Source organism: Acinetobacter sp. UBA6720 (assembly GCF_002454215.1).
In the GTDB taxonomy this organism is placed as follows: domain Bacteria; phylum Pseudomonadota; class Gammaproteobacteria; order Pseudomonadales; family Moraxellaceae; genus Acinetobacter.
Window position 1 is genome coordinate 1 of record NZ_DKIK01000187.1, and the last position, 23,692, is coordinate 23,692.

The window sequence follows — 23,692 nt, forward strand, 5'->3', positions numbered from 1 at the left end:
CGATGGATTGAGACGGAAAATTGCAAACACCAAGGCCAATGCGTTCAGGGCTTTTTCTCCCCCTGAAAGTAGTGCCAATGAGCTGTTGCGTTTGCCCGGTGGACGGGCCATCAGTTTTACCCCAGACTGCCAGTCATCTTCTAAAGTTAGACTCGCCTCCCCACCATTGAAACACTTTCGGGAACAAATCTTGTAGTTCAGCATTGACCCGATCAAAAGTAGTCATAAACAGTTTGCGGGTTTCTTGGTCAATACTTTTCATTGCAGCACGCAACTGTTCAACGGTATTTTCCAAATCTTGAATTTGATGACTCAATTCTTCAAAACGTTTAGACACTTCTTCATATTCTTCTGAAGCTGCCAAATTCACTGCACCCAATTTCTCAAACTGCTGCTGTGCTTTTTCTAGAACTTGTTGATGGCTACTGATCTCAATGTTCAAACCCTCAATAGCTTCAACATTCATCTCTTTCAGCTGTTCAGAATAATGTTGTAAGTCTGACTTTGCAGCTTGCCACGCCAAACGTTTTTCTTCTAACTGAGTTCTCAGCTTTTCATCTTGTTGCTGATGCTGATGACGTTGTTCGGTCAAACTCTGCTGACGCTCTTGCACCGCATTCAGCTCAACTTGCCATTCAGACCATGTTTTTTGTAACTTTTCAGTGATCTGTGCTTGTTCACTAAACTGGCTTTCTAAGGCAGGTAGCTCCAGTTGTACAGGGTCAATAAACTTTTTGGCCTGTTCCATCTGCGACAAAATTTGCTGATACTGTGCTTTTAAAAAAGTACGGTCTTTTTCTAACAGTTCAATCTGCTGTGTGGTTTGCACTGCCTGACGACGTACCATTTCAAGTGCTTGCCAAACCTGCTGTGCCTGCTGCTGGCTGTCATCCAGTTGCTCAGTCAAAGACTCCACTTGGAACTGCATGGTTTTGTAGTTAGGCAAGTTTTGCTCAAGCTTAATATTCAATGCATGCAGATCAATCTCTAGATCATCTTTTTGCATGGCATCTTCTTCGAGTTGACTGTCTAACTGTGCCAATTGATTGGCCAATTGTTGTTTTTGCACTTCAAAGGCTTGGTTGGTACTTTGTACTTTGGCGATATTCAAGTCAATCTGTTGGGTTGCTTGAACTTCTTTTTTCAATAGCTGTTGATCCGCTTTTAACTGCTCATCTACTGCTTGAACTTGAGTACGAAGTTCTGTGGTTTTCGTTTCAAGCTGAGTCAGAAGTCCTGTTTTTTCAGCAAGACTCTGTTCAATTTCATCTAAACGAATTCGATGACTGAGTGCCCCCTGTCCAGCTTGGCTCGCTTCGTCATAATCCAGACCAATCACCCAGTCCACGCCAACATGATAACCGTCTAAACTTAGAAGAGACTGACCATCTTTCAATTGCTTTTGCAAAGCGAGGGCTTGTTTTAAGTTGGTGGTCACTCCCACCTGTTGCCACAAAGAGGACTGCGGTGATTCAATCCAACTGGCTAGGCTATCGCAACCTGCAATTTCGATTAGTTCAACATGTGGCTGAGGCGTTAACTGACGTGCAACCGCATCGGTGAATGCATCGCTGTTTTCCAAACAATGCGCTGAAAGCCATTTGGCTAAGAATTTCTCGACCAGCGTGGCATGGGTTTTAGCCGCATCTTTAAGCTTCAGCACGTGCATCAACTGTGGATGATCACTATTTTTTAAGGCGCTGACTTTGACCAATAGCTGCTTTAGATGTTTCTGTTCTGCACTTAAGACCTGTATATCTGCTTTGTGCTGATTCAACTCAGTTTGAGCAGCTTGATGCTGAATACGCAAATCATCTAGCTGTAACTGCACCTCAATGATACTTTGCTCACGTTGTAACTGCTGTGCCTCGGCGTCTTGCTTGGCATGCAACAATTGGTCTATCGCATCCAACTGGCTTTGGTTTTGAATTTGCGCCGCTTGTTGCTCTAAAATTTGCTTTTGTTGTTCAAAACGTAAAATGTTTTTGGCCAACTGTTCACTTTGCGCCAACATTTGCGTTTTTTGTTGCTGTTGTTTTTCAACCAAACTTTTGACTTGTTCAAACTGTTGAAGCAATTGTTGCTGCTGTGCTTTTAAATCCGTTAAGCCTTGGCTTTGCTGTTGGTTTTGACTTTCTTGCTGTTGTAACTGTTCGGTATGAAGCTCATTTTGTTCGTGCAAACTTTCCAGTTGCAACTCGATCAACTGCATACGTTCTTTGGTTTGCGCCTTCTGCTGTTCAAGCTGTGCCAAAGTCGTCGTATTTTGCTGGAACAAGCTCTGCTTTTGTTCCAAAGTCATTTTCAACTCAGCCAGCTTTTTCTCGGCCTGTTGCCACTCACTCTGTAGGGGCGTGGACTGCTGAATCAGGCGTTGAAATAGCTCACTGGTTGAAGTCAAATCATGCTCTAAAGTGGTTAACTCTGAACGGACTAACTTGAACTGATCGCCCAAATCATTCATGTGTAGCGTATATTCTTGCTGTAAACGACTGCTTTGTTCGCATTGAAAAGATAAAACTTCGACTTTAATGGTGCGAATTTGACTTTCCAGTGTTTTGTACTGAATCGCGGTTTCGGCCTGCCGTTTTAAAGTTTTTAACTGTGATCTTAACTCAGAGGCAATATCTTCTAAACGCGATAAGTTTTGCGTGGTGTGATCCAAATGCAATAAAGTTTCACGGCGACGTGCTTGATAACGTGAAACTCCTGCGGCTTCCTCAATAAACACCCGCATTTCTTCAGGTTTTGCATCAACCAAACGGTTGATCATGCCCTGTTCAATAATCGAATAAGAACGTGGCCCTAAACCTGTGCCTAAGAATATATCGGTAATATCCCGACGACGACATTTGGTGCCATTTAAAAAGTATTCAGACTTACCATCTCGGTTGACCTGACGCTTAACTGCCAGTTCAGTATAGGCATTATAACTGCCACCTAACTTGCCATAGGTGTTGTCAAAACGCAGTTCTACACTTGCGACACTAACCGGCTTGCGCTTTGCCGTGCCTGTAAAAATGACATCCTGCATACTGCCACCACGCAACTGACGTGCACTGGATTCACCCATGACCCAACGGATCGCGTCGATTACATTGGATTTACCACAACCATTCGGCCCAACCACAGCGGTACGGCTATCTTTAAAGTGTAATGTAGTACTGTCGGCAAAAGATTTGAAGCCGGAAAGTTTTAAACTGCTTAAACGCATAATGTCCTGACTAACGTCGTGAGCGTCTCGCCCACGCAAGTTCAATTTGTTTCATTCGGGTCAGAGATTCCAACACCAAGTTACGTAAGTGTCGACAAAAATCTTCCATAAATAAAGTAGCTTGTTGTGATTTTCTGATTAAAACCGCATCAGTCACTAGTTTAAATAAATCATAAGATTCTTGTAACTCTCTACGTGAAGTATTTAAGGTTAAAAAATAGCTTCGACGTATCGAGGGTAATAGCTCTTGATAGAACTTCATCAGATAAGGATTGCCCACCATTTCATGCTGACGTGCCAATCCTTCAAAAATTAAATCATAAAATTTTTCGATACTGCCTTGTTTCAACTGATTGCTCAATTCATCCAATAACAATTGCAAACGTTCCGCTTCATAGCTACGCCATGTCTCCGCAATACGTTGCACAATTTGCCCCAAAAGCAGGCTGCTGGTATCAAACAAGGCGCGCACTTGTTGGGCTGACATTTCTGAGACAATCGCGCCACGGCGCGGATAAATTTCAATCAGATGGGTACGTTCAAGCAATAACAAAGCTTCACGCACAGAACCACGACTCACATCCAGTTCTGCGGCAATACGTAATTCTTGTATTCGCTCACCTTCAACCAACTCACCGCGAATAATTTGTTCACTGATGTGCTTGGCAATTTGTTCGGACAAACTCTCTGTATCATGTGCTTGCATACTGTTCCTAACTTGTTTTTATAAGATGCAATCCATGGTCTTTAGTGACCTATTTTTAAGTTTTACCTGAGATTAAACGGTAAACACCATGTCATTGTCAGACAATTTTACCGTCTATAATGCCAATGAAAATCAAGCTAGACAAGATTTTCGCGCTTATTTAAGAACTAAAACCTTGATAAATAAAATATAGCCCAACGACAATTAATAACCCCGCAAAACACTTTTTCAACATCGCTGGCGACAAATGGTGCGCTACTTTTGCCCCAAACTTGGCAGTAATGAAGCTCATCATCGCAATCCCGAAAAAGGCATAGACATGAATATAACCAATGGTATTCGGTACATTGACCTCAGCTCGATGACCAAACCACATAAAGCCTAAAGCGCCAGCTACTGCAATAGGTAAGCCACAAGCTGCTGATGTCGCCACCGCTTTTTGCATAACGACCCCATGCCGGTTTAAGTACGGCACTGTCAAACTTCCACCACCAATGCCAAAAATCGCAGAAGCCACACCAATACCTGCTCCAGCAAATAACTGTCGTCCTGTTGACGGCAACTGACGCGATGGATCGACCTCGACATGTGCGCCACTAAACATTTTGTACGCCACCCAAACAGCAAAGAAACCAATGAGCAGTTGTAAGCCATGTCCCGACATATAGTCAGCAATGCCTGCACCTAAAAATGCCCCCACAACCAACCCAGGAGCTAAATTACGAAATACCGACCACAACACTGCTCCCCGTTTATGGTGCGCACTCACGGAGCTCATTGACGTGACAATAATTGTGGCCAACGAAGTTCCCACTGCCATATGCATAATGACACTGGGATCATAGTTCAGATGAGTAAACACCACATATAAAATTGGTACAATAATCAGCCCGCCACCAACGCCAAACAGCCCCGCAGTAAAACCAGCGATTGCACCAATCAGCAAATATATGATTAACTCCATGATCATTTCCACTTTTCTCAGATTCATATGGATTTAGAGACACGCCAATTACAACAACTTCTCGCTGAAGCACAGCAACTCCCTGAAGTTTTATTGCTAAAACCAGTTACCACATCCACCAATGACGATGTGCGAGAGATTGCACAAAAAGGGATTCAGAGTGTTTTAGTGTGTAGCACACGGCAAACACACGGCCGTGGACAACGCCAACGACAATGGGTGTCCCCAGAAGGAAACATCTATTTAAGCACATTGTTACAAAGCAAAGCACCTATAGATGGGCGCTTGGCTTTAGAAGTTGCGCTCAATATTTTACAAATGCCGAGCTTACAAGGTTTAGCTTTGCAAGTGAAATGGCCAAATGACCTATATAGTGCACAAGGCAAATGGGGCGGAATTTTAGTTGAACCGCTATCGAGCCACCAAGCGATCATTGGGGTGGGCATCAATATCAATCAAGTCGAAGATACCCAGCTCGATCAAGCCACCAGTTCACTTGAACAGCTTGGTTTAGCCCAACCAGATCGAATTCACTTAATGGCAGAACTGTATCTGGCCATTCAACAAGCAGGCTTATGGTTTTCTCATAATAGTGCCAATTTAGCTTCACGTTTTAACCATTATGCAGCCTTCATGCAGCAACAGGTTGAATTTGAGCATATGAAAGGTCTATCTCAAGGTATATTCTTAGGCATTCAAGATGATGGTGCAGTACAAATTCAGACCGCGAATGGTGTTGAATGCTTTTACCAAGGCCGCTTGCGCCCAACATCCGTCATTTAAATAGACCGAGGATTATCATGAAAAATCTATGGTTAGATATTGGCAATACGCGGCTGAAATATTGGATTACGCAGGAAGATCGCATCATAGAACAAGGTGCTGAGTTACATTTACAATCCCCTGCTGACTTACTTTTAGGACTGATTCAACATTTTAAAAACTTAAATATTCAGCAGATTGGGGTATCTTCGGTTCAGGACAAAAAAAATAACGACCGAATCAACAAGCTTCTAAAAAGCTTAAATGTACCCATCACCTTTGCCCAAGTACAGGCGAGCTATGCGGGTCTACAGTGTGGCTATGAAAAACCTGAACAGCTCGGAATTGACCGTTGGCTACAAGTACTGGCTGTAGCACGCGATGCTAGGCAAAACTATTGTGTCATTAGCTGTGGTACAGCGCTGACCATTGACTTGGCTGATGGGTTACAACACTTAGGTGGATATATTTTACCAAATCTTTACCTACAACGTGATTCACTCATTCAAAACACCAAAGGTATTAAAATTCCAGATGCAGCTTTTGATCAACTTGGGCCCGGTCGTAATACCATCGACGCCGTGCATCATGGAATTTTGCTTGGTCTCGTCAGTACCATTGAAAAGGTTTTACAGCAGTCCCCACGTCAACTGATTTTAACTGGTGGCGATGCTCCTATATTTGCACGTTATTTGGAGCATTATGCACCTTGCATTGAAAATGATTTATTACTCAAAGGCTTGCAATATTATATTCAGCATCAATTTTGAGTCGAAATCGCAGTCTGAGACAGTAATAGGGGCTTTAAATTATTAAGTAGCAACTCAAACTCAATATAACCATCCTCTCCCATAAAATGTCCTGCACGTTTTACCTCCTGAACTTCAGCACTTAAAAAGTGTCCAAAAGTCAAAACTAAAGGGGGTGGAACAAAAGGATCGTTATTTGAAAACATCACCACACGCGAAGCAATATGTGAATGTAACACCCCACTGTCTAACTTCGCTTGAGCAATAAAGCTATCTAGCTCAGGAACAGCCTTCAAAGGGGCTTTAAATCCTGCAATACAGTAAATGGCTTTAATTCGACGTTCCCGCAGTTGAATACTCAAGTAATGTAAAGTTGCCAAACACCCCAAACTATGCGCAACAATAATGGTGTTTTCATCCAAAGTTGACATTTGCAAAGCTAAAGCCTGCTGCCACTCTTCAAAATTCGGTGTATTACTATGTGGCAATACCAAACGCTTAACGGCCAAGTGAGCATCTATCTGGGTAAGTTTTTGGCTTAGCCATGGAAACCAATGATCATTGGGAGATCCCTGATAACCATGCACGATGTAAATATGTTGTTTAGATTTACTCATTTTTCTAGCTTCTTATTATAATGTTTTAAACGAATAAATTTTACGCAACTTTCAGTCCATAAACAGTGCGTTTTTGTTATTCCCCTTGTTACTGAAGAAACTAGCTCTATCCTCTTGTTGCATAGATTACAGACGTAAAAAAGGCGCATACGCGCCTTTTTTACTCATCTCATTGTGAAAGCTGACTTATTTTTTCTTGTCATTTCCACCGAACAATGGTCCCGCACCACCGCCACCAAATTGCTTTTGCAAGCCACCTAATGATTTCATCATTTTTGCCATGCCTGATGGATTAGCAAATTTCTTCATCATCTTCGCCATTTGTGCATGTTGTTTAATCAACTTATTGACTTCAACCACATCCATACCGCAGCCCGCTGCAATGCGCTTTTTACGGCTTGGGTTCATCAGGTCTGGGTTACGACGTTCTTTGATGGTCATCGACTGGATAATCGCTTCCATCTTTTTCACTTGCTTTTCAGGGTTCGCTTGTGCCAACACATCTTGGATCCCTGCATTACTCATGCCAGGTAGCTTATCCAAGAAGCCCATCATGCCGCCCATTTTATTCATTTGCTCAAACTGCATTAGCATATCTTCAAAGTTGAAGCTGCCACCTTTTTGCAGTTTTTTCGCCATTTTTTCGGCTTTTTCTTTGTCGACTTTACGTTCAAGCTCTTCGACCAAAGAAAGTACGTCACCCATACCTAAGATACGCTGTGCAACACGTTCAGGATGGAATGGCTCTAAGGCATCGAGCTTTTCACCCATACCTAAGAATTTGATTGGCTTACCTGTGATGGCACGTACTGAAAGCGCCGCACCACCACGTGCATCACCATCAGTTTTAGTCAGAATCACGCCCGTTAATGGTAATGCATCATTAAAGGCTTTGGCTGTATTTGCCGCATCCTGACCGGTCATTGCATCGACCACGAACAAAGTTTCAGTTGGCTTAATCGCAGCGTGAAGTTCTTTGATCTCGTCCATCATTTCGTCATCTACGTGTAGACGACCTGCGGTATCGACAATCAAGACATCCGCAAACTGAATTTTGGCCTGTTCAATTGCACGCGTTGCAATAGTAATCGGTTTTTCGTCAGCGCTCGATTCAAAGAAAATCGCACCGACCTCACCTGCAACGGTTTGTAGCTGTTTAATTGCTGCTGGACGGTAAACGTCGGCAGACACCATCGCTACTTTTTTCTTTTGGCGTTCTTGTAAGAAGCGAGCTAGTTTTGCAGCCGTTGTTGTTTTACCTGCACCTTGTAAGCCCGCAAGTAGGACCACAACAGGAGGTTTTGCTGCAAGATCAAGGCTTTCATTGGCCTCGCCCATCATTTTTGTTAATTCGTCATGCACGATTTTAACAAATGCTTGGCCCGGCGATAATTGAGTCATCACTTCCTGACCCAACGCCTCTTCCTTAACTTTCGCGATAAATTCACGAGTTACAGGAAGTGCAACATCGGCTTCAAGAAGTGCCATACGTACTTCACGTAGGGTATCTTTAATATTGTCTTCGGTTAGCTGCCCAGAGCCAGTAACATTTCTTAAACTCTGCGTGAGTCGTTCCGTTAAGGTATCAAACATTGCAAAATCCGCTTAAAATTGCTAGTTGCAAAAAAATCTTTCTTAAAATAGAAAATTTATGCATAGAATGCTATAGGATACTGTAGTTCGCACCGAATTTATATAAATGAATATTCATCATCCTGAAAAAGGTTTGACATGATTAGCCTGCCCTTGGTTTATACCATCTTAGCATTAGTTGCCTATACCACCTCTTTTTGGTATTTGTTTATCAAATTAATGGCTAAACGTGATCCAAACCATTGGTTTATTGGTATTATTTTAGGCTTAGGCCTATTGTTACATGCAACCGTTTTGTACCATGACATGCTCACGCCAATGGGAGTGAATTATGACGTTTTCGTCTTAATGTCATTTACATCGGGGCTCATGCTGTTACTCAGTCTACTCTATAGTACTTATCGTCCAATTTTAGCTTTGAACCTGATTGGCATTCCTGTGGCCGCGACAGGACTTATTTTAGGTTTTGCTTTTAGTCAGTCCACTCAATTTATTGAACAGCGCTCATTGGGCTTAGATATTCATATTATTTTATCGCTGTCAGCCTATGCAGTACTACTCATGGCGACCATACAAGCCGTGATTTTATGGTTCCAAGATCGTGAGTTAAAAAACAAACAAAAGAAACGCTTTTGGGTCAACTTACTGCCCTCTTTTCAAGCGATGGAATCTTTATTGTTTGACTTGATTAAAACGGGTTTTATTTTACTGACTGTGGCGTTGGTGTTTGGTTTCTTTACCATTGACAACTTTTTTGCCCAACATCTGGCACATAAGACCGCTTTTAGTATTATTTCTTGGTTTGTGTATGGGGCTTTGCTCATCGGACATTACCGTTTCGGTTGGCGAGGTCAAAAAGCGATTCGCTTTACCTTAATTGGATTCTTCTTGTTGGCTGTCGGTTTTATCGGATCTAAGTTTGTATTGGAAATGATTTTAGGTCGATGACGTCTTTTCGTTGAGTTCGCTTTATTAAGGGTACAGTACTTTACTCAAAAAGTAGATGTATAACATAATGGCCCAACAGAAAAGCCCAGCTTAGGCAAACTGAACTTCCATCAAAATTTAATTATTTGATTTATAAAAACTTATGCAATAAATTATGTATACAGTGATGATGTTAATTCTAGTTTTTCTAAAATTAACATCTAGCTCTCATCTTAGTATTTATAATTTAATTACATTTTTAATCGGTATTCTTCCAGATTTAGCTGACAACCAATATATGATTTCTGCTGATTGTTATGAAACTTATTAAAATCATCCAAATTAGAATCATCATCAAGATTGTTTTGCTTCACCCATGTTTTATAAGCAGAGAAATTCTGAATCACAAAATCCAATAAATTTACTCTAGCTTTGGTTAAATCACACCACTTACTTTTAGATTCCAATTGTTCTGAAAGTGGAACCTCTTTATCATCATAATCTCTAGAATAGATCATATTATTAATTACAGCTTTATTGAGTTCACCATTCAAATGTCGATACTGTTGATCGAATTCGTCACCAGATAAAGCAAAACAACTGCTACTAATAAATAACAGTATAAAGCTTAGTAATTTCATTATTTTTAATATCCTAAATTTTCATTTATTATAAAAGAAACTTGATCAAAATTTTATTCCATTTAACATTATAGAGCCTATACGAAATAACACTAAAACAGAACACAATGCTTTTGACCAATGACAATGTAGATAAACTCATCCCCTCCATAATTGACTAATTCCCCCCAATCAATCACGGTCTGTGAAAGATTTATGCGTCTATGACGAAGCTCCTGTAGCCAATAGTATTGATAAATCATCCTTAAATTTATAATTAGAATAATGCAAATAGATTATTTTTCATCCACTTGTTATACTGACAAAACTATTACGCCTCCCTTCTTCTACCTTCTACTTAGAGTAATGCCAATGAAGTAAGTCTTATTTTCCGTCAAATCTAATTTATTTGTTTTCTGACGTGCAAAATAAACTTATTTACTACCCTATATCTCTATATAAAAATTTATTTTGTATGTCCTGTACAAAGGAGTCTTCAATGACCCAACAGGCCTGTACCGTAAAAAACCTAAGTGTTCAATTTACTCATGAAGCACTTTTTCAGCATTTAAACTTTGAATTGCCCGCTGCCCAATGTTCAGCCCTGATTGGACGTAATGGTCAAGGCAAATCAATATTAATGTCCTTACTCACTCAAGCGCACAGACCCAATTATGCGAGTGGCGAAGTGATTTGGCATATGCCATTTTCCCACTTAAGCCAGCTCGAACGTTTAAGCAACTGTACGCTTGCCGAAGCCCTTAATATTGCTGACCTGCATGCAAGTTTTCAACGTATTGAACAATCTACCGCAAGCTTTGAAGACTATGACCGCGTCGAACATGCATGGCATCAACCCTCTGAATGGTTAAAATTACTGAAAAGTGCAAACTTACCTACAGATCTATCCAGCTCGGTTTCTCAACTAAGTGAAGGTCAGAAAACTAAACTGGCACTGTGTCGCCTTTTTTTACAAACTGAGCATTATTTACTTCTTGATGAGCCCAGTAATCACTTAGATCATGAAAGTCGTGTGTGGTTAAGCCAAAAAATCCTTCAGCATCCTGCGGGCTGTTTAGTCATTAGCCACGACCGCACATTGTTAAATCAAATCTCCAATACTTATGTTTTAAATGATTTTGGCTTGCAACATTTCCGTTGCAACTATGCCGAGTATCAGTCACAAGCAGAGCAACAACAGCAGGCGTTACTACACAACATCTCGCAAGAGAAACGCGAACTTAAACAATTACAAGTCCAACAGCATGAACAACGCATGAAAGCCCAGAAAAGGCAAAAGTATGGGCAGAAATTACGAAGCTCAGGTTCTCAAGCCAAAATCCTGCTCGACTTTAAAAAAGAACGTGCCAGTCAAGCGCTATCGGGAGTCGCGCAGCAACAACTTCGCCAAAAGGAACAAGCGCAAGACGAACTCAAAAACAAACAGCAACAGCTAGAACAGATGAAGTCACAAAAGTTTGATTTCCATTTTCAACCTCAACAAACTGGTGAAATTCTTCGTTTAAAAGAGGTGGTTTTAACCACACTCTCTATCTCGCCTATTTCTTTTGCCTTATATAACGGAGAAAAAATCCAACTGCGCGGCCAAAATGGTTCAGGTAAGTCGACTTTACTTCGTGCCATCCAAAATCATAGTCATGTTCAATCGGGAGAAATTTTCAAGCGAGGAGCATCGTTATATTTAGATCAAAACTTTAGTCTGCTGAATCCAAAACTGAATGCGGTACACAATTTACAATTATTGAATCCGTCTTTGTCTGATGAAGAGTGTCGAAATCAATTGGGCCAACTTCGAATTCGACGAGATAAGGCTCTGCTTCCCATCTCACTACTTAGTGGCGGTGAACAACTCAAAGTTGCCTTACTGTGTATCAGTCTCGCAGCACAGCCTGTGGACTTACTGTTACTGGATGAACCCGAAAATCATCTCGACATCGACTCAAGACAACTGTTGGCACAGGCTATTCGCGATTTTACAGGGGCGGTTATTTTAGTTTCACATGATGATGCCTTTGTCGAGGAGACACAGATTCAAAACTATTTCGATTTAACCCAAACGCATTAGACTGGACAGCGTGATCGGATTTGCGTATAACACCGTTTTTCTATTTGACTGGTGACACCGCTGTGAAACTCATCCTTGCACCGATGGAAGGCTTAACTGACCCAATCATGCGTGATGTGCTCACGTCTGTGGGTAGCTTCGATTGGTGTGTGACCGAGTTTATCCGTGTGACCAATTCGGTCTTACCTGATCATATTTTTCATCAGTATTGCCCTGAATTACTGCATGACGGAAAAACGGCAGCGGGAACACCCGTGCATGTTCAATTCTTAGGTAATGACCCTGAAATGCTGGCTGCCAATGCCATCCGTGCTGTGAAACTCGGTGCACCCGCCATTGATATGAACTTTGGTTGTCCAGCCAAAACCGTGAACCGTCACCGTGGTGGCTCGGTGCTTTTAGATGAGCCAGAAGTGGTGCATGAACTGGTCAAAGCAGTACGTGATGCGGTTCCTGTGCACATTCCTGTTTCTGCGAAAATGCGCTTAGGCTATATGGACCGACATTTTATGTTGGACAATGCTCATGCCATTGAAGACGCAGGTGCGGCTTGGGTTACCGTGCATGCACGGACCAAAGCCGATGGTTATACCCCACCCGCTTTTTGGGATCAACTCCGCCCGATTCGTGAAGCCTTAAAGATCAATGTGATTGCCAATGGTGAAATTTGGAATAATGCAGACGCGAAACAGTGTCGCTTAGAGTCTGGCTGTGAAGATTTGATGATTGGACGTGGTGCCGTGACCACTCCCGATTTAACCCAGTGTATTCGTCAAAATACTGATACACCTCTACTGACATGGAATGAGCTACTGAGCTTACAAATCCGTTTCTTAAACGGTGGGTATAAAAAAGAAATGAATATGGTCGGACGCTATAAGCAATGGCTCGGCATGATGTCTAAACATTATCCTGAAGCCAAAGCTTTATGGGATGAAGTCAAACGTATTAAGCCACTAGATGACATTATTCTCAAACTAAATACAAGTGTGACTTAATCCGTTCGCGCAACGATCGCGACATAAGTGGGTAAGTTCCACGCACCACCCGCAAAGCCTTTACATTGCTGCGATTGTGCCTGATAACTGAGGACAAAAGCCTTTCCATTCCAAGCCCACTCAGAACGAATACCACAGTCAGCAATGCCCCGCCCTTTTTGCTCTGAGAAAATTTGCGCCTCACTAAAACTTGAGCCTGATGTGGTAACTTGCTGCTGAATCTTTTGTAAGGCTTTGTCCATGACCCAGTAGCCTAGACCTTCATTGTATGCCCCACGCCAACATGGTACTTGAACCACCACTTGTTCCGCATTCAGCGGATAGACTGAAACCCGATCATCCTCAAAAAACCGCGCCTCATAGAGATTTGGACAGTCTTGTTCATCTGTTTTTGCTTTTAACTTTTTAAAGAGTTGATGGGCATTTTTACTGTCCACGGCAAAGTGGCTGGCAACCGCAGGTCGGTATCCTGTAATGCCAATTTTAGGGATGGCTTTGGGTTGTAAAACATTTTGCTCAGACTGATTGCCTTTTTGATAGATGGCATTCGGTGTATTTACCCGCTTTTGTATATCATCCATTTTGAGCAAAACAGCATTTGCTCCTGCGGTTGAAATTTGCCATTGCTGTGCTTGGGTCGTGAGACGAATATCTTCTGCACCCACCAAGGCCTTTAGCAACTGCGTACTTTGAGCACTGGACAGTTTTGCGGTACTTTTGTGGGCATCAAAGGTGACTCTTCCCAACGAAGTAGCGCCAACACTCAGATTTGCCTCCATATTTTGCACTAAGTCTTCTTCTATCTGAAGTTGGGTAAGCACTGCACCGCCTGCACCTGCGGGACGAGAAATCAGTAAAGATACTGGTTGACCAAACTGAGCATCACTCTGATAGCCTGCCGCACGGCACATACCCGTATTATCACAGGCAAGTTCCCAGTCCTTATGTATAAAGTAACTCCCCGTATCTGCATAAGCCAGTTGACATAAGGTGCTGATCAAAACAGCGCCCAAGAGTGAATGGCTTAGCGTTCCTAACGTTTTATTCAACATATGACTTCACTCCGCTTGCGTGGAATATTAACCCTGTGCTTAAAAACTTCGGCTCTGTACCGTACCTGTATAATTTAAACAGTCTTCAACACGAATCCGTTGCACTTTAGACAGTTGATCTAAATCAAACCATGCATAGGCCGTATGTTCATCGCTCAGCTTAATCTCGGTCGATGCAGCCAAATGACATCTAAAAATAAACGCATGTGAAGTCACTGCCGCATGAAAATACACACCCGATAAATAATCAATTTGGACCTCACAACTGAGCTCTTCTTGGCACTCTCGCAGTAACGCTTGATGAATGGTTTCACCCATGTCTAATGCACCACCTGGTAAACCCCAAGCCTGATCAGCATAATTGGCTTTCAGTAATAAAACCTGCCCTACAGCATTGGTGATGACCGCATGAGAGCTTAGTCGGTAAAAATCGTGGAATGCCATACACTTTCCGTTGGTCAAAGCTACATTCATTCATTAAAACACAGTCTGAACATGAATTGATTAACCCCTGTAAAGCCTCTGCCTTTCAGTTTTTCATCAATCAAGAAAGTAGATCGGCTTCGACATTTGTGTCTCAAAATCGACAGGCACTGAAATATGTTGATGTGCAACCAACCACTCTCCAGCCGTTTTTAGAAAACACAGTGTCGTTCGGCACCAAGGGATCTCAGGTGTAGCCACACCACTGGCATGATCAAGTTTGGAATAACAATGAACAAAGGCCAAACCATCACGACTAAAAATATTCAGGCTACGCCTAAAAACCTTCACTTCACCCTGAAAAAATGGTGCATAGCGTCGCCATAGTTCCTGATAGGCTTGTACGCCTTGTAACTCAAATCCAATATCAAACAAACTGACATCACTCTGGCAAAGACGAATAATATTTTGTACATCCATTTTACAAATGGCATCATCCCACTGCTTGAGTTTGAAGATAATCTCATGCCCCGCATGCTCATCCCCAATTAATCGTACATCCACATAGTGCTCCAACAATGCGCATAAAATACCCATAAAAAAACGCGTGCGCCTTCCTTAGCTAACACGCGAGTTTTTTAAATTCTTAAACCCATCAATAATTTAATAGCAAATTAAGCTGTTAAATCTTTAATTGTGGCGCTTGCACCATTGTTTTTTACAGACTCAATGCCTTTATCGCGTGACTGCTCCGTAGCATAAAACTGACTGGTTCCAATAATCTGATGGTTGGCAGCCTTTAAGTTAAAATAAGGCTTACCATTTTTGGCTTCTAAGCGATCATAACGCGCATCATCTGGACTATTTTTCTGAACTGACTCAATTCCATTATGGGCTGACGCTTTTGCTTTATACAGTTCACTGGTTAAAATGACTTCTCCATTTCCCGCTTTCAAAACAAAGCGATATTGACCGTCATTTGCCTGACTGAGTTCGTACCATCCTGACATAAGCTCACCTCTTGTTATTTTAAAGCAATAATAAATAAATCAGATTTGAATAAAAAACCATCCAATTTTATAAAATATAAATGACTTCTTTTATAAAAAAAAGCCATTTATTGCCTTACTCATCTTTATTTTTTTTAAAATAACAGCGCTATATGAATAATGCATGACAACATCAAAATGCCAACACTGCATTTTCTCAACTCGGCTGAAACGGTTGATTATCCTTAAACTACTTTAGGCTTTTAGCACCAATTTACTATAGCTATTTCTTGGCATTTCAATAATTTCTACGCATATTTGTACAACTAAATCGGTCGGGACTTTAAAATTTTGCTGCAATGTTTTAAGTAAGAGCTTGGAAATAGCAGATTGCGTGGCTTCATCTCGACCGCTAAGTAAAGAGACTTTGGCATGTAAATAAGCTTCTGCTTCTCCATCTACCCCAATCACAAAATCGGATTGTTTGATGGCACGACTTTTCACTTCATTGCCCAATTGTACAAACTCACCATCAAGCAAAGCTTGGTTTAAAGCCAACAACATCGGTTTAACTTCGAGAGTGTCGATATTATCTGAGTACTCAAGGTGGATATGAGGCATAACGTATTCTTCAACAGTTTTTTATCTTTATAACATGCTGTGCACTTGTTTAAACAATTCATCTACTTTCAAAATCGTTTAAAACAAAAAATGGAGTCCTATTGACTCCATTTTAATTGCTAACTGTAAACTCAGCGCATTAGGCTTTTTTCACATACTCAGACTTGAGTTTCATCGCGCCAACACCGTCGATCTTACAATCAATGTCATGACCATCTGCAGCATCAGGTAGCAAACGAATATTTTTCACTTTAGTTCCGACTTTTACCACAGACGACGAACCTTTAATTTTTAAATCTTTAATTACCGTTACTGTATCACCATCAGCGAGTAAGTTGCCATTGGCATCTTTAATTGCCACCACTTCTTCGGTAGATTCCCCCTCTTTCCATTCGTTTGAACATTCAGGGCAGATCAGCAAGTCACCATCTTCATACGTATATTCGGACTGGCACTTTGGGCAGTTGGGTAAAGACATAAAAACCTCAAAAATAAAAAATAAGCAATTCGCATTGCTCAAAGCGCCAATATAGCATTATTCAGGCGAAACAATGTGAATCACGTATTTATTTTATGGCTTTGGTTTTGCTTCTGTAGAAACAACGTTGATGCATGATTAAAGTAAATTTTACCCGTAGAACACTCATCCTAAGCTTATTTTTGCTCCAAGCACTGCTTCAAAATCACCACATGGTTATGCTGTTCTTCTTTAGCTGCGGTAAGTAACGTGATCTGCTCTTGCAATGCCAGTTGCCGTAAGTCATTCAACTCGCTGGGATGTGCTTCCAGTTCTTTCATATAACGGACCTTAAACTCATCCCAGTGTGCCACCATGTCTTGGTGATACCATTTCCGCAGCTCATTGGACGGGGTTAAGTTTTTTGACCACAGATCTATTTGGGCTTCAAGCTTTGAGACTCCTCGTGGCCATAGCCGATCAACCAAAACACGCTTACCATCTTCGGCTTCAACAGGTGCATAAATCCGCTTCATGCGTATTGGCATGCAAAACTCCTTTTTATTCTTTTGTGCAACTTATTCAATTGTTCAACGATGACGAAGTATTATTCATCGGGAATGTCTGGATTCACTAAAAAAGCCAAGAGTTGCAATGACTCTTGCCACCCCAGATAACAGCCATCGACAGGAATCACTTCTGGTAAACCAGACTGTGTGATATGAACTTCTGTTCCTACAGAGACCTCTTTAAACTCTACACGGACTTCAATTTTACCTGCCAGTTCAGGTACATCAAATTCATCGGTATAGCGTAATAAGCTATTTTCAATGATTTCATGATAGGTACCATGAAATGAATGCTGCATGCCTGTACTAAAGTTGGTAAAAAACATACGATATTGACCACCCTCGCGTACATCAAACTGCTCCACATGAGCCGTGAAACCATGCGGTGCCATCCATTTTACTAAAGCATCTGCATGGGTAAAAGCACGATAGACACGCTCGACAGGTGCACTAAATACGCGGTGTAACTGAACACTATTTGACATCATTTTTCTCGTTCTTTTCAAATATTCATGTTTAGTTTAAAACGCTAGAAATTAGAAACTGTAGCGTTATTGTGCGTAAATATAGAGCAAATAAAAAAGCATGTTTTTCAACATGCTTTTAATTTGGTGCTGACCTAAGCTTGGCCTTGCTCATAGTTTTCGTCGTCATCTTCTTCGTCATCATAGACATACGCCATACAGCCCCAACCATCGTATTCACCACCAAACTGCTCTGCAATTTTGGTAAACCACTGTTCTAAGTCGACAATATCAGAATACTCAGGTTCCATATAGACATAAATGGTAATGATCCATTCGGAAACATCATTGTCCTCATCGACAAATAAGGTAATTTTTTGTTCTTCTTGTAATAAATACAGTGCACATTTTTCAGCTTGTGACTGATCTTGAAAGGCGATCGAATATTCTATTTCATGCGGCTCTGACAGATCATCACCATCCTCAGCCATTTGCCAAAGTACATTTCCGTTGTCATCATCTGGATATAATTCAAAATCACGTGTCATGCGAATGTCCTTGTTATCTTTTGAGCCAATATAACGTTGGCAAGTGACAAAATAGTGACTTCAACATAGCATAATTTGCTCATTTTTTAGCAGGTGGATCTGATTTTTTCTGCCAATTTTTACACTTTCTTTTTCTATCTATTTGCAACTTTATTGTACAACTCGATGTTCAAGCACAATGTGGCTTTGTCCTTGCACATCCCCCGTTTTTAAACTGTTCAATAAAGCTGTAAATTTTAACTCTTCTAACCGTAGCGCAAGATAATGGTCCATAATACGGGCATGACCAAAGACAGCACCATAGTGATTAATTAAAGTAAAGTCATCGCGCAGTGCTTGAAGTAGCAAACCGAGATTGTCTTGAGCAACGCGTTGTAAATAAAAGTCTGCTTTGCTGTTAAATAACTGAGAAAGCAATGCGATGGCGGATAAATGCCGATGCTCATCCAAAAATGCACAAGTGACCACTTGATTATGTTCTACAGCACGAATCACCTGCTGACGGACTTTGAGTAAATGATTGGCCGCATCCGTTTTCCCATAGCCTTCGATGAGTTCATCTAATAACTGCTCTGAAGGCAGTTGGTAAATGTGGCTGTGTGTTTCAATTTTATTGTTTAATGCTTTAGAAATTTCAGCCAACTGCTCTCGTTCTTCTGCCATGTGAAAAAATGCGCCTAACTTTTCCTTTGCCCGTTGCATGATGGTTTCTTTGGCTTTGAGCTCGTATTCCGATAAGAAGTGATTTACTTTTTCAATCCGTTGTCGACATTGATTGAGCATCTGTTCGGCGTCAAATTTAACTGTTTCTGCAAACAACTCTACTTGGCTCAGCCGTTCAATCACATAATGTTCGACATCAATGATTTCTTGATAATGACTTAGTGCTTGTTCACGTTGTCTGAGTGTTCCCACTTCAATTCTTAAACTCGTCAGTCGATGTTGTAATTCATGCTGTTGTTGTTCGTAAGCCTCTAAGGTATTTCGACTGCGCTCTAAATTACATTCTAAAATTTCAATCTGCTTTTTGTGGCCGAGACTGCGCCTGAGTTGCCAAAAAATAATCGTACTGAGTAATGCAATCATGACAGCAAGTAGATAAAACATAGCCTATCTCCCAAAGGGAAAGTCATTTTTATTTTTTGAGGCTCATCTATTAGATAGCTTGTAAATTGAACGGCGAGCCTTATAACAGACAAACGTACTCTCAGCCCATCTCAAATTGCTCAGCAATACCTTATCCAAAGAAGAAGCACATAACCTAACACTTTAAATGGACATATTCGCTATACATTAAGGAGGCTCTTTTACACTCTAACTTAGCTGTGTTTTGGGCAATTTTATATCCCAAATTTTAAGTATTTCTCGTTTTTATTAAAAAATGTGTCTTGGTTAAAAAGGTACGTTCCCATGAATAGTAACAGTCTCCCCTGTTAAAGGCTGTTTAAAGGCTAAAAAGCTGGCATGTAGAGCCATACGCTTTAAAGGACTCCTTGTCGGTTCAGGATGATAGAGCTTGTCCCCTGTAATAGGATGCCCGATATATTGCATATGCACACGAAGCTGATGCGAACGCCCCGTAATCGGGGTCAGTAAAACTCGCGTATTATCGGTCTCAATGTCATAACTAAGGGCTTGATAAAGCGTTTTTGCAGGCTTACCCAGCTCAAAGTGCACAATCTGCCGTGGTCGATTTTCCCAGTCGGTAATCAACGGTACGTCAACACTGCCTTCAGCATCCAACTGGCCTTGAACTAAAGCAATATAGTGTTTATTTACCGTGCGAGCTTGGAACATTTTACTGACGGCAACTTCGGCATCGCGGTGCTTGGCAAACATTAAAATCCCCGAAGTCGCCATATCTAAACGATGGGTAATTTTGGCATGTGGATACTGCGCTAAAACCCGTAAGTAGGCACTGTCTTGGTGTTCTGGTAAACGTCCTGGCACCGACAACAAACCTGCAGGTTTTTCAATCACCACCAAATCATCGTCTTCATAAACGATCACCAAGTCTTCTTGGGGTGGTGCATAAACAAAGTTGTCATTTAAAGCCATGAAAATAACAGCATAGAAAAGCGAGCGCGAAAAATAACAAGCTGTGTTTCTACTGTCAATCATCTCACCAATATAGAAAACTCTCTCGGCTATTGGTTTTTCGCCCTGTAAATCATAGTTGATCGGTCAGTACTGAATAGGAGGCTTAAAAATGAAATGATCCATGAGGAACTGAATCAGCAGGATTTTTAAACTTTGTTAGAAATCTAGAATTTTATTTTTGTTTTGCTGTTTATTCATTGGAGAAATTTTTTAGGGAGTCTGGGAAAACATGTTGTTTACTTCAACTATCATAACTTTGTAAGTGATGATCTTATAGCCTATAAACTTTTGATTTATAGCGTCCTAAGCCGAATCAAGACCTTTTGGGTAAGTACTACTCACGCGTTTTGCGCCACTGGTAGCATGCTACTCTTTTCGATCCCGTCACACCCTTGAGATATAATTTAACAATCCAAGGACGGGATTGTTTCCCGAAGATAAAGTCTTTTTGGCTGTTTTTGGAAAAAAATCCTAGATTATTATTCATATAAAAAATATTTTCCCAAATGAACCGAATTTGTGATTTTTTTCGCACATAAAAGCGCTTTTCTCAGGATTTTATTTCTTCAAAGGCAGATATCTTACTCATTCATTACTTTTGAACATTTGCATCAATTGAATAAGATTGCCACAAGTATCATCAAACACCGCTACCTTGACTGTGCCTGCTCGCGTGGGAGCTACGGTAAAATGTACCCCTAATTTTTTCAGGCGCTCATATTCCGCATCGAGGTCATCCACTTGAAAAGAAGTATAGGGAATCAGATCTGCCTTGAGTGCGGTTTTAAACGGCTGTGCCGCAGGATGTGCATCAGGCTCCAGTAGCAGTTCAACACCTTCAGGACTTTCGGGGGAAACCAAAGTCAGCCAACGATAATCCCCCACAGGTACATCATGTTTGACTTTAAAACCGAGTTTTTCTGTATAAAACTGACAGGCTTTTTCTTGGCTATCGACCATGATGCTGGTGACATATATTTTCATTGTTGTTCCATATTTTTTATCAGACTTTTAATGGTTATAGCAGAAGCTTATGCTTTTCCGTGTTATGAATTAGACGTTTTTAGATAGGCATTTGTGAAACATTACAATGCTCACACACTACTGATTCAGTGTAATATTTTGAGATAATTTGAAAAAAATGGGATAAAAATATTTAAGAAATAAAGCTTTATGATTTTTTGGGATCAGGAGATAACTTCAACGATTAAAACTGGGTAAGTTCTAAACTTTTGCCTATAGATGGATAATCTATAGCGTCCTAAGCTGAATCGAGACCTTGTGGGTAAGTACGACGCTGATCTGATAGATAACGAGTCGCAAACTACTCTTTTCGATTCCTGTGCCCTTGAACGTTATATTAGGCAAAATGATACGAAATAAAATTCCTAAGATTCGCTTATTTCGTCATAGGATGAAAAAAATTTCCAAAAATTCAGAAAAACAAAGGAAATTTACACACATCAGCAGTTTTTTATTCTATTTCATTGCATACGTTCAGTCTTATTCGGTTTCTTGGCATTAAACTGCTCAAAACATTAAGTTCCCATATAGCCTTGCAACCACGTTGCAATAAACCACCATAAACTGATCGCAGACATACCACAGAGTAAGTTCGCTAAAACTTTCTGCATATTACTGAGCTGAGACAGATAGATTTTTCGGTTAATTACATACGCAACCACAGCTAAGGCTCCGCCGATTGCACCCCCAATGATCACTAAAAATAAAGGCCAACCTGCCATGAGATGCGCAACTGTACTCAGTTTCGGTTTCTCATTTTCAATCAACGCCATTTCTTTATTTTCCATCATCTCCCCTATATCTTTTCATCATGCTCACACAATATATCAAAGCATATTCATTAAAATTAACTTAGCAAAAACCACGCCAAGGCTACTAAAAACTAAGATCGTCGATGTCCTGAATTTTGCTCAAATACATCGGAGCAATATTCACCTTGCTCCATATTTCTTTAAATTTAGGGTCGCTATCAAGGTCTTTATTGAGGTTTTCTCTGACGAGCTTCTTCGCGGTAAGAAAATTAACACTGGTTTCACTGTTCACATAGGGGCCGAAATTATCTGAACTGTCATAACCAATCAGGCGCATATCACGCCCTTCTAAACGGAACTGGTAGGCCCAATATCCATAACGACCATGTGCATAATGCAGTTTTAACAAGCCTTTTTCGATAGAGGGCACCAACTCAGGGGCAAAGTACACACCACCATCTTCATTTTCCGAGGAAAATAGCGACAGGTTTTGAACGACTTTTTGATAATGCCCTTTTACATTCAACAGCACAACCACGCCACGGCGGTTGCGGTCTAGTTTTCCACGATATTCATCAGTGATCCACTGTTTCGGATCTGTAGCTTTGACGATCAAAACTACATCTTTTAAGCCATCCTTGTTTAAGTCTCCCTGAATAGCTTCAAATACGGTATAGCTCGTAGGAATATAGGCCTTATAACGAATGCTGTCTTTTTTTAGCTGTTTTTCTGCTGTACTCAAAGTGGTATCTGCATAAACCAATGAAGACGAATTCAACAATGCAATCACACCAAGCAAAACCACCTTGAAAGACTTAGTCATAAATATCCTTAAAATTATGAGCAAACATCAGACCTTACTTTTTATCCATCAGCATTATAAGCTTGAATAGAACGTACAGACTGTTGATATTCTATGATCAGCATGAACAAACAATTTAAGATATGTATTTTCATCAATTTGCGACTTAAAGCTAAAGCTGAGGATATAAGGTTTATCTGAATTTCAAATACCGCCTAAAACAAAAAAGCTTTGCGACTTGCAAAGCTTTTTGATGCTTCTCACCCAAAACAGCACTTGTCACAACCTTCGACTTTTTCTCTGGGCCAGTTCATTCTTGCCCGTTTATAAGCCAGCTCATAATTGGCAAAATAACCAATCAGAATTTGATCCTCCGAGCTAGGTAAGTCTTCGCAGCCTAAGGATGCATTATGAATATGATGTACACCTTTTTCACTAGGCTTTTCATTTACAATAAATTTTATCATTTACAGTTCCCCGAATAATTTTTATAAAGTTCAACTACAAACAAAACCATACAAAAAGTATGTATTTATAAAATTAAACGGATAGCGTATGAAAATCAATCATTATTTAAAGATGAAACTGATCTCTAAGCCATATCAAGTTAAAAGGATTGATGTCCACATAAGCGAAAAATTAGCCACTCTATTTTT

The 23,692-nt window shown here is 40.7% G+C and carries 25 protein-coding genes and 1 pseudogene; 5 read left to right on the forward strand and 21 right to left on the reverse strand.

The genetic code is table 11. The features are described from left to right. From smc to B4F08_RS15645, 3 genes and pseudogenes are all read right to left on the reverse strand, one after another. Positions 1-3,214, reverse strand: a pseudogene (gene smc, locus B4F08_RS15635) (chromosome segregation protein SMC); the annotation flags it as partial. Positions 3,215-3,224: 10 nt separating this feature from the next. After that, positions 3,225-3,920, reverse strand: a complete 696-nt coding sequence (locus B4F08_RS15640; protein WP_086208747.1) for a GntR family transcriptional regulator — start codon at positions 3,918-3,920, stop codon at positions 3,225-3,227. Between the two features lie 160 nt (positions 3,921-4,080). Further along, positions 4,081-4,884, reverse strand: coding sequence for a sulfite exporter TauE/SafE family protein (locus B4F08_RS15645; protein WP_291375248.1), 804 nt, complete (start codon positions 4,882-4,884; stop codon positions 4,081-4,083). Positions 4,885-4,911: 27 nt separating this feature from the next. Between B4F08_RS15645 and B4F08_RS15650 the strand changes: the two genes are divergently transcribed. Next, positions 4,912-5,667, forward strand: a complete 756-nt coding sequence (locus tag B4F08_RS15650) for a biotin--[acetyl-CoA-carboxylase] ligase (RefSeq protein WP_086208748.1) — start codon at positions 4,912-4,914, stop codon at positions 5,665-5,667. A gap of 17 nt (positions 5,668-5,684) precedes the next feature. Beyond that, a complete protein-coding gene (locus tag B4F08_RS15655; protein WP_086208749.1) occupies positions 5,685-6,416 on the forward strand; it encodes a type III pantothenate kinase in 732 nt (243 codons plus the stop codon). Here B4F08_RS15655 and B4F08_RS15660 read toward each other — a convergent pair. Next, on the reverse strand, positions 6,407-7,012 hold the full coding sequence (locus tag B4F08_RS15660) for an RBBP9/YdeN family alpha/beta hydrolase (RefSeq protein ID WP_291375250.1): 606 nt from the start codon (positions 7,010-7,012) through the stop codon (positions 6,407-6,409). The two genes, B4F08_RS15655 and B4F08_RS15660, sit on opposite strands and share 10 nt — an antisense overlap. Positions 7,013-7,198: 186 nt before the next feature. Further along, positions 7,199-8,605: a signal recognition particle protein gene (gene ffh, locus B4F08_RS15665; protein ID WP_291375252.1), complete on the reverse strand. Its 1,407-nt coding sequence runs from the start codon at positions 8,603-8,605 to the stop codon at positions 7,199-7,201. Positions 8,606-8,743: 138 nt separating this feature from the next. Between ffh and B4F08_RS15670 the strand changes: the two genes are divergently transcribed. After that, positions 8,744-9,553: a cytochrome C assembly family protein gene (locus B4F08_RS15670; RefSeq protein ID WP_086208752.1), complete on the forward strand. Its 810-nt coding sequence runs from the start codon at positions 8,744-8,746 to the stop codon at positions 9,551-9,553. Positions 9,554-9,783: 230 nt separating this feature from the next. Here the strand turns inward: B4F08_RS15670 and B4F08_RS15675 are convergent, their stop codons facing one another. Next, a complete protein-coding gene (locus B4F08_RS15675; protein ID WP_291375254.1) occupies positions 9,784-10,173 on the reverse strand; it encodes a hypothetical protein in 390 nt (129 codons plus the stop codon). A 478-nt stretch (positions 10,174-10,651) separates the two neighbouring features. On the opposite strand from B4F08_RS15675, the gene B4F08_RS15680 reads away from it, so the two are divergent. Together B4F08_RS15680 and B4F08_RS15685 are read left to right on the forward strand one after the other, a co-directional pair. Then, on the forward strand, positions 10,652-12,238 hold the full coding sequence (locus tag B4F08_RS15680; protein ID WP_291375255.1) for an ATP-binding cassette domain-containing protein: 1,587 nt from the start codon (positions 10,652-10,654) through the stop codon (positions 12,236-12,238). A 62-nt stretch (positions 12,239-12,300) separates the two neighbouring features. Beyond that, the gene (locus B4F08_RS15685) at positions 12,301-13,236 is read left to right on the forward strand and encodes a tRNA dihydrouridine synthase (RefSeq protein ID WP_291375257.1); all 936 of its coding nucleotides are present in this window, start codon (positions 12,301-12,303) and stop codon (positions 13,234-13,236) included. Here the strand turns inward: B4F08_RS15685 and B4F08_RS15690 are convergent. From B4F08_RS15690 to B4F08_RS15760, 15 genes are all read right to left on the reverse strand, one after another. Next, complete coding sequence (locus B4F08_RS15690) at positions 13,233-14,288, reverse strand: DUF1176 domain-containing protein (RefSeq protein WP_291375258.1); 1,056 nt, start codon at positions 14,286-14,288, stop codon at positions 13,233-13,235. The two genes, B4F08_RS15685 and B4F08_RS15690, sit on opposite strands and share 4 nt — an antisense overlap. Positions 14,289-14,327: 39 nt before the next feature. Beyond that, positions 14,328-14,732 carry an NUDIX hydrolase gene (locus tag B4F08_RS15695; protein WP_291375260.1) on the reverse strand — a complete coding sequence of 135 codons (405 nt, stop codon included), beginning with the start codon at positions 14,730-14,732 and terminating at the stop codon, positions 14,328-14,330. Positions 14,733-14,828: 96 nt separating this feature from the next. After that, the gene (locus B4F08_RS15700; protein ID WP_291375262.1) at positions 14,829-15,275 is read right to left on the reverse strand and encodes a YybH family protein; all 447 of its coding nucleotides are present in this window, start codon (positions 15,273-15,275) and stop codon (positions 14,829-14,831) included. Between the two features lie 110 nt (positions 15,276-15,385). Then, positions 15,386-15,721 (reverse strand): YegP family protein, encoded by a 336-nt coding sequence (locus B4F08_RS15705; RefSeq protein WP_110973862.1) that lies wholly within the window; start codon positions 15,719-15,721, stop codon positions 15,386-15,388. A gap of 234 nt (positions 15,722-15,955) precedes the next feature. After that, a complete protein-coding gene (locus B4F08_RS15710) occupies positions 15,956-16,321 on the reverse strand; it encodes a 5-carboxymethyl-2-hydroxymuconate Delta-isomerase (RefSeq protein ID WP_291375265.1) in 366 nt (121 codons plus the stop codon). A gap of 139 nt (positions 16,322-16,460) precedes the next feature. Beyond that, on the reverse strand, positions 16,461-16,799 hold the full coding sequence (locus B4F08_RS15715) for a zinc ribbon domain-containing protein YjdM (protein WP_110973864.1): 339 nt from the start codon (positions 16,797-16,799) through the stop codon (positions 16,461-16,463). A 176-nt stretch (positions 16,800-16,975) separates the two neighbouring features. Continuing rightward, positions 16,976-17,326: a DUF488 domain-containing protein gene (locus B4F08_RS15720; RefSeq protein ID WP_110973865.1), complete on the reverse strand. Its 351-nt coding sequence runs from the start codon at positions 17,324-17,326 to the stop codon at positions 16,976-16,978. 59 nt (positions 17,327-17,385) lie between these two features. Then, entirely contained in the window at positions 17,386-17,835 is a 450-nt protein-coding gene (locus B4F08_RS15725) for an SRPBCC family protein (protein ID WP_171264420.1), read from the reverse strand. Positions 17,836-17,966: 131 nt separating this feature from the next. After that, on the reverse strand, positions 17,967-18,359 hold the full coding sequence (locus B4F08_RS15730; protein WP_086208762.1) for a ribonuclease E inhibitor RraB: 393 nt from the start codon (positions 18,357-18,359) through the stop codon (positions 17,967-17,969). Between the two features lie 150 nt (positions 18,360-18,509). Then, complete coding sequence (locus B4F08_RS15735) at positions 18,510-19,466, reverse strand: DUF5660 family protein (RefSeq protein ID WP_119063721.1); 957 nt, start codon at positions 19,464-19,466, stop codon at positions 18,510-18,512. A 285-nt stretch (positions 19,467-19,751) separates the two neighbouring features. After that, positions 19,752-20,417, reverse strand: coding sequence for a pseudouridine synthase (locus tag B4F08_RS15740; protein WP_291375271.1), 666 nt, complete (start codon positions 20,415-20,417; stop codon positions 19,752-19,754). A 627-nt stretch (positions 20,418-21,044) separates the two neighbouring features. Next, complete coding sequence (locus B4F08_RS15745; protein ID WP_119063720.1) at positions 21,045-21,443, reverse strand: VOC family protein; 399 nt, start codon at positions 21,441-21,443, stop codon at positions 21,045-21,047. A 554-nt stretch (positions 21,444-21,997) separates the two neighbouring features. Then, positions 21,998-22,270, reverse strand: coding sequence for a hypothetical protein (locus B4F08_RS15750; RefSeq protein WP_119063719.1), 273 nt, complete (start codon positions 22,268-22,270; stop codon positions 21,998-22,000). Between the two features lie 88 nt (positions 22,271-22,358). Then, positions 22,359-23,057, reverse strand: a complete 699-nt coding sequence (locus B4F08_RS15755; RefSeq protein ID WP_291375273.1) for a hypothetical protein — start codon at positions 23,055-23,057, stop codon at positions 22,359-22,361. Between the two features lie 239 nt (positions 23,058-23,296). Then, complete coding sequence (locus tag B4F08_RS15760) at positions 23,297-23,503, reverse strand: hypothetical protein (RefSeq protein WP_291375275.1); 207 nt, start codon at positions 23,501-23,503, stop codon at positions 23,297-23,299. Positions 23,504-23,692 lie beyond the last annotated feature (189 nt).

What these genes read in the sequence shown, in the direction of transcription:
- B4F08_RS15640 (WP_086208747.1), bottom strand. Translation starts at nt 3,920, where the DNA reads ATGCAAGCACATGATACAGAGAGTTTGTCCGAACAAATTGCCAAGCAC.
- B4F08_RS15645 (WP_291375248.1), bottom strand. Translation starts at nt 4,884, where the DNA reads ATGGAGTTAATCATATATTTGCTGATTGGTGCAATCGCTGGTTTTACT.
- B4F08_RS15650 (WP_086208748.1), top strand. Translation starts at nt 4,912, where the DNA reads ATGGATTTAGAGACACGCCAATTACAACAACTTCTCGCTGAAGCACAG.
- B4F08_RS15655 (WP_086208749.1), top strand. Translation starts at nt 5,685, where the DNA reads ATGAAAAATCTATGGTTAGATATTGGCAATACGCGGCTGAAATATTGG.
- B4F08_RS15660 (WP_291375250.1), bottom strand. Translation starts at nt 7,012, where the DNA reads ATGAGTAAATCTAAACAACATATTTACATCGTGCATGGTTATCAGGGA.
- ffh (WP_291375252.1), bottom strand. Translation starts at nt 8,605, where the DNA reads ATGTTTGATACCTTAACGGAACGACTCACGCAGAGTTTAAGAAATGTT.
- B4F08_RS15670 (WP_086208752.1), top strand. Translation starts at nt 8,744, where the DNA reads ATGATTAGCCTGCCCTTGGTTTATACCATCTTAGCATTAGTTGCCTAT.
- B4F08_RS15675 (WP_291375254.1), bottom strand. Translation starts at nt 10,173, where the DNA reads ATGAAATTACTAAGCTTTATACTGTTATTTATTAGTAGCAGTTGTTTT.
- B4F08_RS15680 (WP_291375255.1), top strand. Translation starts at nt 10,652, where the DNA reads ATGACCCAACAGGCCTGTACCGTAAAAAACCTAAGTGTTCAATTTACT.
- B4F08_RS15690 (WP_291375258.1), bottom strand. Translation starts at nt 14,288, where the DNA reads ATGTTGAATAAAACGTTAGGAACGCTAAGCCATTCACTCTTGGGCGCT.
- B4F08_RS15695 (WP_291375260.1), bottom strand. Translation starts at nt 14,732, where the DNA reads ATGGCATTCCACGATTTTTACCGACTAAGCTCTCATGCGGTCATCACC.
- B4F08_RS15705 (WP_110973862.1), bottom strand. Translation starts at nt 15,721, where the DNA reads ATGTCAGGATGGTACGAACTCAGTCAGGCAAATGACGGTCAATATCGC.
- B4F08_RS15710 (WP_291375265.1), bottom strand. Translation starts at nt 16,321, where the DNA reads ATGCCTCATATCCACCTTGAGTACTCAGATAATATCGACACTCTCGAA.
- B4F08_RS15715 (WP_110973864.1), bottom strand. Translation starts at nt 16,799, where the DNA reads ATGTCTTTACCCAACTGCCCAAAGTGCCAGTCCGAATATACGTATGAA.
- B4F08_RS15720 (WP_110973865.1), bottom strand. Translation starts at nt 17,326, where the DNA reads ATGCCAATACGCATGAAGCGGATTTATGCACCTGTTGAAGCCGAAGAT.
- B4F08_RS15725 (WP_171264420.1), bottom strand. Translation starts at nt 17,835, where the DNA reads ATGATGTCAAATAGTGTTCAGTTACACCGCGTATTTAGTGCACCTGTC.
- B4F08_RS15730 (WP_086208762.1), bottom strand. Translation starts at nt 18,359, where the DNA reads ATGACACGTGATTTTGAATTATATCCAGATGATGACAACGGAAATGTA.
- B4F08_RS15735 (WP_119063721.1), bottom strand. Translation starts at nt 19,466, where the DNA reads ATGTTTTATCTACTTGCTGTCATGATTGCATTACTCAGTACGATTATT.
- B4F08_RS15740 (WP_291375271.1), bottom strand. Translation starts at nt 20,417, where the DNA reads ATGGCTTTAAATGACAACTTTGTTTATGCACCACCCCAAGAAGACTTG.
- B4F08_RS15745 (WP_119063720.1), bottom strand. Translation starts at nt 21,443, where the DNA reads ATGAAAATATATGTCACCAGCATCATGGTCGATAGCCAAGAAAAAGCC.
- B4F08_RS15750 (WP_119063719.1), bottom strand. Translation starts at nt 22,270, where the DNA reads ATGGAAAATAAAGAAATGGCGTTGATTGAAAATGAGAAACCGAAACTG.
- B4F08_RS15755 (WP_291375273.1), bottom strand. Translation starts at nt 23,057, where the DNA reads ATGACTAAGTCTTTCAAGGTGGTTTTGCTTGGTGTGATTGCATTGTTG.
- B4F08_RS15760 (WP_291375275.1), bottom strand. Translation starts at nt 23,503, where the DNA reads ATGATAAAATTTATTGTAAATGAAAAGCCTAGTGAAAAAGGTGTACAT.